Raw genomic sequence first — 9992 nt, forward strand, 5'->3', positions numbered from 1 at the left:
CTGCTCCAGCGATTGTGCGCCTGATGAAGAGGGCAGCATGGATACTCCGACGATATGGGCCTCAGACAGCCTCTAATGTCCGAAGTCGGGAAAGCGTTTAGGGCAGCGTAAAGGGCTTGAATCTGCGGCGTGGGATTGACCAGCAGGTTGTCTTTCCACTGTGGGTCACTAGAACGGATCACCGTTTTCTGGTCGCCCACCGAAACGCTCAAAGTCCCGTCACCGGACAGAGTTCCCGCGCTTGCAAACGTGCCCAGCGCATCCAAACCATCTTCCGGGGTGGGCCACCCGATGGCCCGGCTGAACGTGTTCATGTCGTCCCAGAGCTTCGCTGGAAAGCCCGCCGCTACAAACCCGGCTTTGGCCTCGGCCAACGATTTGTAACGCCAGGACAGCCACTGTTGACGCCAGGACAAGAGGCGCAGCACGTCCCAGCGGGTCATAAAGTCCTGGGCTGCGTGCATCTGTGCCCGCGCCGCCGCCTCGTCAAAGGGAGTCGCCGTAACTGCCTGCACCTTGCCGCCGCGCTCCAGCGTGGTCTTTTGTCCGTCGTAGCGCAGCCTGACCGTTTCACCCGTGGCCGGATTTAGCCACTGCTCAAAGCGTAAAACCTGTGCCATTGTCTGTACCCTCCCGCCCGCCTTCGCCCCAGCCAGCGCCACAAGGTTGCCCAGCCCCAGCCAAAAACAAGCCCCCACCACGGTGAAAAGCAGCACCGAACGCAAGCAGGTCATAGCTTTAAGTGTATCGGCTCACTGATGACTAGTGGCCCAACTTAGAGCAGTTCTCCGAATGATGGGCACGTCGGAACAACACTGCCGCCCCCTTCATTCCACATCCTGCTCTTTTCGCAAAATTCACTAAAAGCGGCCAGCCCCTTAAGAAGGCTGACCGACGACGAAAAAAAGGCTCAGGCTTAAGCGGCCCCGACCTTCTGCGCAATAATCCCTTCGATGTACTTCACGACGCTCTGAAGGGGCAGGCGGCTCAGCACGTCTTCCAGGAAGGCCGTCACCAGCATCTTCTCGGCCTGTTCCTTGCTGATGCCCCGTGAGCGCAGGAAAAACAGGGCTTCCTGATCCACGGGGCCAGTGGTGCTGCCGTGGCTGCAACGCACGTCGTTGGCGTTGATTTCCAGTTGCGGCACACTGAAATTGCGGGCTTCGCTGCTCAACATCAGCGTGCGGTGCTTCTGGTAGGCGTCAGTTTTCTGGGCGTTCAGGTCTACCTTGATCATGCCGCTGAAGACGCCCACGCTTTCGTCACTGTTCACGCCTTTGTACAGCAGGTCGCTGTGCGCGTGCGCCGCCGCGTGGTGTTGCAAGGTGTAGTGGTCAAAGTGCTGGTCTTCGCTGGCAAAATACAGGGCCAGCATCTCGGAATCAGAGCCTTCGCCGCGCAGGTAGCTCTGCATTTCGGTGCGGCTCAGCGTCCCGCCCATGGTGACCACGAGGCTGTTCAGCGTGCCGTCGCGCTCCACGTCGCCGCGCTGCCGCTGGATGTGGGTCACGCCCTTGCCCCAGTTCTGGATGGACACGTAGCGCAGGCGTGCGCCCGACTTGACCACCAGTTCCACCGCGCCGATGGCGTAGGTGCCGGGCAGGTCTTCGCTGTCCTGCTCGTCAATAAAGGTCACCTGCGCGTTTTCCTCGCACACGACCAGCGTGCGGGTGGCGGTGTAGGTGCCCGCCTCGCTCATTACGCGGAAGGAGCCCAGAGGCAATTCCACTTCTACGCCGCGTGGCACATACACAAACGCACCATTGGTCCACAGCGCCGCCGCCAGCGCCGAAAACTTGCCTTCGCTGGGGTCGGGCGACTTGCTGGGCGTGGTGCCGGGGGCCGCGATGGTGGTATCGTCGGGGACTTCAGCGGGCACTACAGAGTAGAGGTACTGCTGCACCTTGCCTGGGTGCTGCTCCACGGCGGTTTTCAGGTCAGTGAAAATCACGCCCTTCTCGCGCAGTTCGGCGGGCAACTCGGTGCGGTAGACCACGTCCGGCCCATCCAGCACCAGGAACGCGCCCGCGTCGGTACTTTCCAGGCGCTTTTGTACGCTGGTAGGCAGCTTGGCCTTGTCGCTGATGCTCTCGCGCTTGGGGTGGGGTTGCAACTGGTCAAAATCCACGTCTACGCGGGTGTATTTCCAGGCTTCCACGCCCTCGCTGGGCACTTCCAGCGACGTGAACAGGTCAAGCCCCTGCTGACGCTTGGTGGTCAGCCACTCCGGGCCGCCCGCTTGGGTAATTTGTTCGGTGAATTTGGTCATAGGTTCTCCTTAAAGCCAATCCAGCAAACCCAGGCCCTGAATGCGCTGAAAATGGCTGGTATTACGAGTGACTAAAGTGGCGTTGTATCGCACAGCGGTTGTGGCAATCATCATGTCGGCCTCGTCAATGAGCTGCCCTGTACTGCGGAGTTGATGGTAGATGCTGGCGGCAATATCGGCGGCTTGCTGGTCAAAATCTAGAGAAGGTAAAAACGTCAACAAATTATCCAACACATGTAGACGGCGCGAGTAGAGCGGGGCAAGCAAACTGCGTCGCGCTTCGTAGCGAACAACGGAAGGAACAGCCAGAACTTCACCCGCTGCCAGTGCCGCGACGTAGCGGCTATCGGCTTCAGGCTCACGCTTTTGCATGGCAATCAGGATGTTGGTATCCAGCGCCAGCATTCAGCCTTGTTCCTCTAGGGGCACCGTGCGAAACGGGCGGCGCTTGGTGCCTTCATCCCACGCGGCTTGCTCCTCTGGTGTCCAGTCGGCTTGAAAAGCCCGTAGCGCTTCCAAGTGCCGCTGAACCTGCTCCTCTTTGGCAACTGCCGCCGCTATCCTTTCCAGAGATTCGGAAGGCAAACGGTCAATGCGCTCGTGAAGTTCCTTCGATGCGGTCATTGCGTTTCACCCTCCTTTCCTGCCCCATCCCCAAAGCGCAGAGGCTTAAGCTTGGGCTAAATCTGCTTTGTTTTGTTGGTATAGTCACGGACATATTGAGGCAGATAGTTTGGCTGCTCACCACATCTCTCACCGTGATTGATTAGAATCTCAGCGTTTGTAGCAGTGCCATAAGGCATTTGAATGGCACGGCCCGTTTCGCAAACAAGCTGGGGGTTTGCCTTTGAAAGCTCAGCATCATTTACAGAACCGTAAGCAACGCAGTGGACAAAAGTGCCATCTTGCAAAAGCATCTTGTCAAATGAATGGATACAGGACTTAACGGCGTATGTTACATCTTCATGGGGACGCAACACAAAGGCAACTATGCGTGAACCCGCATCCTCATCTTGCACATAGGCTATCTTATGTCCCGCACGAAACAACCATGTTTGCCAGCCATTCACACTGGCAGAAGTAAGCCAAAGCCAAAACATTAGCCCCAGCAGTAGAAAAAATGCAGTTGTAAATCTAAGAATGGCTTTTATAGCTAGCATGGCTCTTTCTACCCTTTCCCAGTCCCCACGTCGTCACCCAAAAGTAACGGCGTTTACCCGACGCTGCCTTCCATTTCCAACTCAATCAACCTGTTCAGTTCCACCGCGTATTCCAGCGGCAGTTCCTTGGCAATCGGCTCAATAAAACCGCGCACAATCAGGCCAGCCGCCGCGTCTTCGCTCAGGCCCCGGCTTTGCAGATACAGAATCTGCTCGTCATTGATTTTGCTCACGGTGGCTTCGTGGCCCACGCGGGCATCTTTTTCTTCAATCTCAATGTAAGGGTAGGTGTCGGTGCGGGCTTCATCATCTAGCAGCAGGGCGTCACATTCTACGTTGGTTTTGCTGCCCTTCGCGCCTTCGTAAATCTTGACCAGACCACGGTAAGAGCTGCGGCCCGAATCTTTACTAATAGACTTGGAGACAATCGTACCGCTGGTGTGCGGGGCAAAGTGGACAATCTTCGCGCCTGCGTCCTGGTGCTGCCCGCGCCCGGCCATGGCGATGCTCAGCACTTCGCCGCGTGCGCCTTCTTCCAGCAGGTAGCAGGCAGGGTACTTCATGGTGACCTTGCTGCCCAGGTTGCCGTCCACCCATTCCATCACGCCGTTGCCGTATACGGCGGCCCGCTGCGTCACGAGGTTGTAGACGTTGTGGCTCCAGTTCTGAATGGTGGAGTAGCGGAAGCGTGCGCCTTCTTTTACGACAATTTCAATCACGCCCGAGTGAAAGGAGTCGGAGCTGTAGGCAGGCGCAGTGCAGCCTTCAATGTAGTGAGCCTGTGCGCCTTCGTCCACAATGATCAGGGTACGCTCAAACTGCCCGCTGCTCTCGGCATTGATGCGGAAGTAGGTTTGCAGGGGAATATCCACCTTCACGCCCTTGGGGATGTACACAAAGCTGCCGCCCGACCACACCGCCGAGTTAATCGCCGCAAACTTGTTGTCCTCGGGCGGAACGATGGTGGCGAAGTGCTCGCGGAAAAGGTCGGGGTATTCCTTCAGGCCGTCCTCAATAGACAGGAAGACCACGCCCAGCTTTTCCCATTCTTCCTTGAGGTTGTGGTACACCATTTCGGACTCGTACTGCGCGCCCACGCCTGCCAGCGCCGCACGCTCGGCCTCGGGGATGCCAAGGCGCTCAAAGGTATTCTTCACGTCTTCGGGCACGTCGTCCCAGCTGCGCGAGTTGAAGCCTTCAGGCTTGATGTAGTAGTAAATCTCGTCGAGGTTCAGACCCGACAGGTCAGCGCCCCACTCGGGCATCGGCTTGGCGTAGAAGATGTCCAGCGCCTTGAGGCGGAAATCCAGCATCCACTGCGGCTCGTCCTTGGTCTTGGAAATCATTTCTACAACTTCGCGGCTCAGGCCCTTGGGCGCTTTGATAGCGTATTTTTCGGGGTCGCTCCAGCCGTACTCGTACTCTTTGTTAATTTGACTTGCTTCGGGATTAACGGTCATGTTGACTCCTTATTCGTATTATTCGTAGTGTGAGCGGCAAACGATAACGGTAATCGCGTCAGGGTCAACCGCGTCAATGAGGCGGTGCTCGTCGCTGATGCGACGCGGCCAAAAACCAGAAAATTCGCGCTTCAGCAGTTCAGGTTTGCCCGTTCCTTCAAACGGCGTTCGCAAACACTCGTCCAACAATTTCCTAAGCCTGCGCTTGTGCTTTGGCTCATGGTCACGCAGCCAGAGAGAGTCGGCCCCACCGCGCACAGTAAAGCTGAGATTCATGATTGCCGCGTGTCCAACTCTTCAAGACTCTTACGAGGAATGTAGCCCTGGCGGTCGTCCTCAATAGCAGCGAGAATATGCTGGCGGTTGGCTGGGTTAGCAGACAGAAGTTCCGTTTCCGTGAGTCCAGCGGCCCTACGACTGGGCATGATGACGACTGATTCGCCATTGTCGAGCGTCACAGTAATCATCTCCGTACTCTCGGACGCTTCCTTAACAATCCGACTAGCGTTTTGCTCAAAGTATTTGAGGCAATAAGCCGTCATTTTCTGCCTCCTTCACTCTCAGGCTTAAGCGGTTGCCAGCTCCTTGACCCAGTCGTAGCCTTCGCTGTCGAGTTTCTTGGCCAGTTCGGCGCCGCCCGTCTGCACGACTTTGCCGTCCACAATAATGTGAACCTTGTCGGGCACGATGTAGTCCAGCAGGCGTTGGTAATGGGTGATAATCAGGCCGCCGAGGTTAGGCCCGCGCAAGCTGTTCACGCCCTTAGACACGATCTTGAGCGCGTCTACGTCCAGGCCGCTGTCGGTTTCATCCATGATGATGTAGTTCGGCTCCAGCATGAGCATCTGCAAAATCTCGTTGCGCTTCTTTTCGCCGCCCGAAAAGCCCGCGTTTAGGTAGCGCTCCACGATGCTTTCGTCCCATTCCAGCACGTCCAGCGACTTCTTTAATTTGCCGTAAAACTCGGCAAAACTCACTTCCTCGCCCTCGCCTTTACGGGCCTGCATCGCCAGGCGAAGGAAGTTGGCGATGGTGACACCGGGGATTTCCACGGGGTACTGGAAGGCCAGAAAGACGCCGAGGCGGGCGCGTTCGTCAGGTTCCATCTCCAGAATGTTCTGGCCGTCCACGAGGACTTCGCCCTGGGTCACGGTGTACTCAGGGTCGCCCACAATCACTTTGGCGAGGGTACTTTTGCCGTTGCCGTTTGGCCCCATCACGGCGTGCAGTTCGCCATGTGGCACGATCAAATCAATGCCTTTCAGAATCTCTTTGTCGCCGACGGTGGCGTGCAGGTTGCGGATTTCCAGTTGGTTGGTCATGTGTCTCCTTTAGGGAATCTAGGAATGATTCCTGCCTACTCGCCCAGTTTAACCGAAACTTGAGCGGGTTACTGTGGATTGTGCCGGGTGTATATCATACGGACTGCTGCCTGCGTTCGTTAGAGCAGTTCTGCGTCTCCGGGGAAAGCGCCCAAATCTGCTGTGCGGGGCCGCTCGGGGCGATGACGCATTCTACCCGCTAGCTCCCTGTCAGCAGCGCCAACGTGACCGTGTGGCTGGGCTTTTCACGCTTGCCATACTGCGGCGTGGCAACCTGAAAGCAATGAACGTCCTAGACCTTATTCGTCATGCCGGGCCGCTGCTGTGGGTGCTGCTGGCCCTTTCGCTTTTCGTGGTCTATCTGGTGGTCATGCGTGCGCTGGCGCTGGGACGGCTGGGCCAAGACAGCGGCATGCTCATCGAGCGGGTGCGGGCCGTTACTGCCGAAAGCGGGCCGGAACCCGCGCTACGCGAGGTGGACACTGCTGGGCTGATGACCCCGGCAGCCAGCTTGCTCCGGGCGGGTCTGAGCCGCGCCCACTTTGGCGAGGCCGCCGCGCAGGCCAGCATGAACGCCGCGCTGCTGGTCGAGGACGCCCGCACCTACGCCGGGCTAAGCACCCTGAGCACCTGCGCCCAGATTGCGCCGCTGCTGGGGCTGCTGGGCACGGTGTTCGGCATGGTCAACAGCTTTCTGGTGTTCAGCCACACCACCGCGCCCACGCCCGCACAGCTGGCGCAGGGCATCAGCGAAGCGCTGGTCAACACGGCGGGCGGCCTGATGGTCGCCATCATCGCGTATGTGGCCCGCAACGCCCTGAAAGCCAAAGCCGACCGCGTAATGGTGCAGGCCGAGCGCGTCCGCGAGGAGTTACCGAGCTGGCTGAGCCGCAGCGCTAGCCCCGCAGCCGCGCAGCGCGTGCCGGAGGTGGCCCTAAGTTTCGACCCCTCACCAGCCTCTGCCCCGGTTGGAGACTGATATGGCTCCCCGGCAGTCCAATCTCCGCAGGCGGCTACGCGACGAGGACGACAGCATCCACTTCGACTTTGCCCCAATGGTGGATATCGTGCTGCTGCTCCTGATTTTCTTCTTTCTGACCAGCAGCTTGGGCGCACGCCAAAACGCCCTGCCGCTGGATTTACCCCGCGCCAGTACGACGGTTCAGGAAACGCCCGCTCTGCCGATTGTCAGCGTGAACCAGACCGGAAAGATTTACCTGAACGGCCAGGAAACGACCCTGACCAAACTGAAAACTCAGTTAAAGCCGCTGGTCAAGATCTCCGGCGGCGTGGTGGGCCTGCGGGCCGATGAGCGCGGCAATTACGGCACCGTGGTCAAGGTTATGGACGTGATTAAACAGTCTGGCGGCGAACGGCTGGCGCTGGGAACGCGCCGGGCCTCCCCATGACACATAGCGCGGGGACACGTAGCACCATGAGACATAGAGATAGCGCCGTGAGACATAACGCGGGGAGGCAACCATGACCACCCTCCCCAGCCGCCCACTGCCCCCCGACCCCGAACGGCGCGAACGTACTCTTGCGGCGGTCGCCACCCTGCTGCTGCACGGTGCGCTGCTGGCCGGACTGTTTTTGCTGCGGCCCGCGCCTGCGGTGTACCGCGCCCCCACCGCTCAGGATCTGGCCCGCGCCCCGATGGAAGTGCTTACGCTGGCCCCCGCGCCGGACATGCCGTCTACCCCGACCGAGCAGCTTCAGCAGGAGCAGAAAAAACAGAACGCGGCCCGCACAGCCCAGCTTCCCAAACCAGTGGACAAGCCGACGCCGCCCAGAGTCGCCCCCACCCCGCCGACCCAAAAAACGCCGCCGCCTCCCCCCAGGGTGCAGTCTCCCCCGCCCGCTCCCCCCACCCCTAAAGCCCCGCCGGAGGCACAGTCCCCGGTGAGTGCACCGGCCCCGCAGCCCAAAACGGTCGCGCCCTCGCCCCAGCAGACCCCCACCCCAGCCCCCACCCCAGCCAAAGTGCCCGCCGAAACGCCCAATCCGGCCACCACTCAGGCCCCCGCCGCCGACCTGCCTAGGGTCAGCGGGGGGGACCCGCTGCCCGTGCCCAGGCCCATTGCTCAGGACAGCAGCGGAGCCAAAATCCGGATGCCGGATACCTCTCAGGCCCTGCCGCAGCCCTCCCAGGCCAACCCCGCCAACCCAGCGCCCGAGGTTCCTCAGCAGACCCCCGACCCCACCCCCACGCCGGACGCCGCCGCGCCCGAGCCGCAGCCTGATGCCCAAAAACCTGCCCCCGAAACGCCCGCTGCACCCGAGCCAGCAGCCCCAGCCGCGCCTGCCCCCGACCCGGCCCCGGTCACGGCGCTGCCCCGGCGCGAAGATGCAGCTCCCGACAGTCAGGCCGATTCTGCGGCGCCTACACGCGGCGAGGCCCCCACCACCCAGGCCCCGAATGCCGAAGCGCCCGCCCCAGCCCGCAGCACGGCCCCCGACACCACGCCGAGCGAGGCCCCGGCTGCGGCCCGAATTCCGGCGCGGCCCGAGGCGAGCAGCGCCCCGACCGCCACTGCTCCCGAAGCCACGACTGGCCGGGGAGAACCGATTCCAGTTACGCCGCAGGCTGATACAGGCCGCGCTGGACGGGTCAGCCCCACGCCCACGGCTGAGGAACCCCAGGCACAAACACCTGCTGCTGGGCGGCGCGGCGCGGCGGAATCCAGCGTAAACCCCACCGACGCCCCGGCCCCGGCGGCCAGAACCCGCACCCCAGCCCCGGCAGCCAGCGGCGCAGCGGCCAGCGGCAGTGGCAGCGGCGACGCCCCGGCAACCGGGCGGCCCCAGACAGCTCAGACGCCAGAGGCGGCGACAGGCACAGGGACAGGCACAGGCGACGGCGCGACTACCCGCACCCCGCGTGAGGGCAAAGCCGGGGACACTACACCGGGCGTGCAAACCGGCGCCCCCAACCGTGGCACCGAGGGCAGCAGCGGCGCGACCGCAGATGCTCCGGCAGCGGCCCGCGAATCCACACGGGGTACGGCGAGCGGCGCAGGTGCCAGCCCAGACACGGGCCCCCCAGCCAGCGGACGCGGAAATACCAGTGGCGGCGCGGGCGACCAACCGGGCAGCGGCGCAGGAACAGGCGAAGCGGCCACCGGACGCCCAGGCAATGGCACAGGCAATGGGGCCGGAGACGGCAGCGGCTCCAGCGGAAGCGCAACGCCCCCCGGACGCGGTTCGGGAACTGGCTCCGGCGACGGGGCGGGCAATGCTGCGGGCGCGGGCGGCGGCGAGCAGGCCCGCGCCGGGGGCGGGGGCGGTGCGGCGGCAGGCAGCGAAGACCGCCTGCTGAACTGCACGGTGATCGTGGACGTGCGTGGCCTGGGCAACTTTCAGCGCGACATGACCAGTTTCATTTTCGATAATGCAGGCAATCAGCTCTGGCCCGACGCCGAACTGGTCAAGGGCGTGAGCAGCAAGCTGGTGGTCGAGGGCGACTTGCAAACCTACATCACGTCCGAAGGCGGGATCGGCGCGTTCAAAAATGTCACGCGGATCAAGGCCAGTAAAATCCGGCCCACCAAATTTGCCCCCAATTCCACGGTGCTGACCGATGCCCAGCTGGACGCCAGCGCCGCCGCTCAGTTCCGCGCCGCAGGGAAAGCCTGCCGCGTGGTGTATCTCAAGGACTAAATAGGTAGTGCGTCCGCCCCGAATTAAACGCCAACTTTATTAGCTCAGTAGTCCGGAACCTTTTTGACCAAAAAGCAAGTGGGGTCGGTTACGTTGGTGTGTGAAGACTCAACGAACGGCC

12 protein-coding genes are annotated in these 9992 nt (G+C 61.3%); 3 read left to right on the forward strand and 9 right to left on the reverse strand.

Features of this window, described 5'->3' with window-relative positions; translation table 11 throughout:
• From QZ269_RS10505 to sufC, 9 genes are all read right to left on the reverse strand, one after another.
• A partial coding sequence (locus QZ269_RS10505) for a hypothetical protein (RefSeq protein WP_291426664.1) occupies positions 1 to 734 on the reverse strand: 734 nt, incomplete at its 3' end.
• Between the two features lie 182 nt (positions 735 to 916).
• Complete coding sequence (sufD, locus tag QZ269_RS10510) at positions 917 to 2269, reverse strand: Fe-S cluster assembly protein SufD (RefSeq protein ID WP_291426665.1); 1353 nt, start codon at positions 2267 to 2269, stop codon at positions 917 to 919.
• Positions 2270 to 2278: 9 nt separating this feature from the next.
• A complete protein-coding gene (locus QZ269_RS10515; protein WP_291426666.1) occupies positions 2279 to 2674 on the reverse strand; it encodes a PIN domain-containing protein in 396 nt (131 codons plus the stop codon).
• A complete protein-coding gene (locus QZ269_RS10520) occupies positions 2675 to 2893 on the reverse strand; it encodes a hypothetical protein (RefSeq protein ID WP_291426667.1) in 219 nt (72 codons plus the stop codon).
• Between the two features lie 56 nt (positions 2894 to 2949).
• Positions 2950 to 3429: a hypothetical protein gene (locus tag QZ269_RS10525; protein WP_291426668.1), complete on the reverse strand. Its 480-nt coding sequence runs from the start codon at positions 3427 to 3429 to the stop codon at positions 2950 to 2952.
• 53 nt (positions 3430 to 3482) lie between these two features.
• On the reverse strand, positions 3483 to 4889 hold the full coding sequence (gene sufB / locus QZ269_RS10530) for a Fe-S cluster assembly protein SufB (protein ID WP_291426669.1): 1407 nt from the start codon (positions 4887 to 4889) through the stop codon (positions 3483 to 3485).
• Positions 4890 to 4907: 18 nt separating this feature from the next.
• Positions 4908 to 5165 carry a Txe/YoeB family addiction module toxin gene (locus tag QZ269_RS10535; RefSeq protein WP_291426670.1) on the reverse strand — a complete coding sequence of 86 codons (258 nt, stop codon included), beginning with the start codon at positions 5163 to 5165 and terminating at the stop codon, positions 4908 to 4910.
• Positions 5162 to 5431: a type II toxin-antitoxin system Phd/YefM family antitoxin gene (locus tag QZ269_RS10540; RefSeq protein WP_291426671.1), complete on the reverse strand. Its 270-nt coding sequence runs from the start codon at positions 5429 to 5431 to the stop codon at positions 5162 to 5164. Before QZ269_RS10540 ends, QZ269_RS10535 begins: the two co-directional genes overlap by 4 nt.
• A gap of 24 nt (positions 5432 to 5455) precedes the next feature.
• Positions 5456 to 6211 carry a Fe-S cluster assembly ATPase SufC gene (gene sufC, locus QZ269_RS10545; protein WP_291426672.1) on the reverse strand — a complete coding sequence of 252 codons (756 nt, stop codon included), beginning with the start codon at positions 6209 to 6211 and terminating at the stop codon, positions 5456 to 5458.
• Positions 6212 to 6494: 283 nt separating this feature from the next.
• Between sufC and QZ269_RS10550 the strand changes: the two genes are divergently transcribed.
• The 3 genes from QZ269_RS10550 to QZ269_RS10560 all read left to right on the forward strand — a co-directional run bounded on the left by QZ269_RS10550 (position 6495) and on the right by QZ269_RS10560 (position 9871).
• Positions 6495 to 7190, forward strand: coding sequence for a MotA/TolQ/ExbB proton channel family protein (locus tag QZ269_RS10550; protein WP_291426673.1), 696 nt, complete (start codon positions 6495 to 6497; stop codon positions 7188 to 7190).
• A 1-nt stretch (position 7191) separates the two neighbouring features.
• On the forward strand, positions 7192 to 7620 hold the full coding sequence (locus QZ269_RS10555; protein WP_291426674.1) for a biopolymer transporter ExbD: 429 nt from the start codon (positions 7192 to 7194) through the stop codon (positions 7618 to 7620).
• Between the two features lie 73 nt (positions 7621 to 7693).
• Positions 7694 to 9871 carry a hypothetical protein gene (locus QZ269_RS10560; RefSeq protein WP_291426675.1) on the forward strand — a complete coding sequence of 726 codons (2178 nt, stop codon included), beginning with the start codon at positions 7694 to 7696 and terminating at the stop codon, positions 9869 to 9871.
• The last annotated feature ends 121 nt before the right edge of the window (positions 9872 to 9992 follow it).

This window comes from Deinococcus sp. (assembly GCF_018260405.1).
GTDB lineage: Bacteria > Deinococcota > Deinococci > Deinococcales > Deinococcaceae > Deinococcus.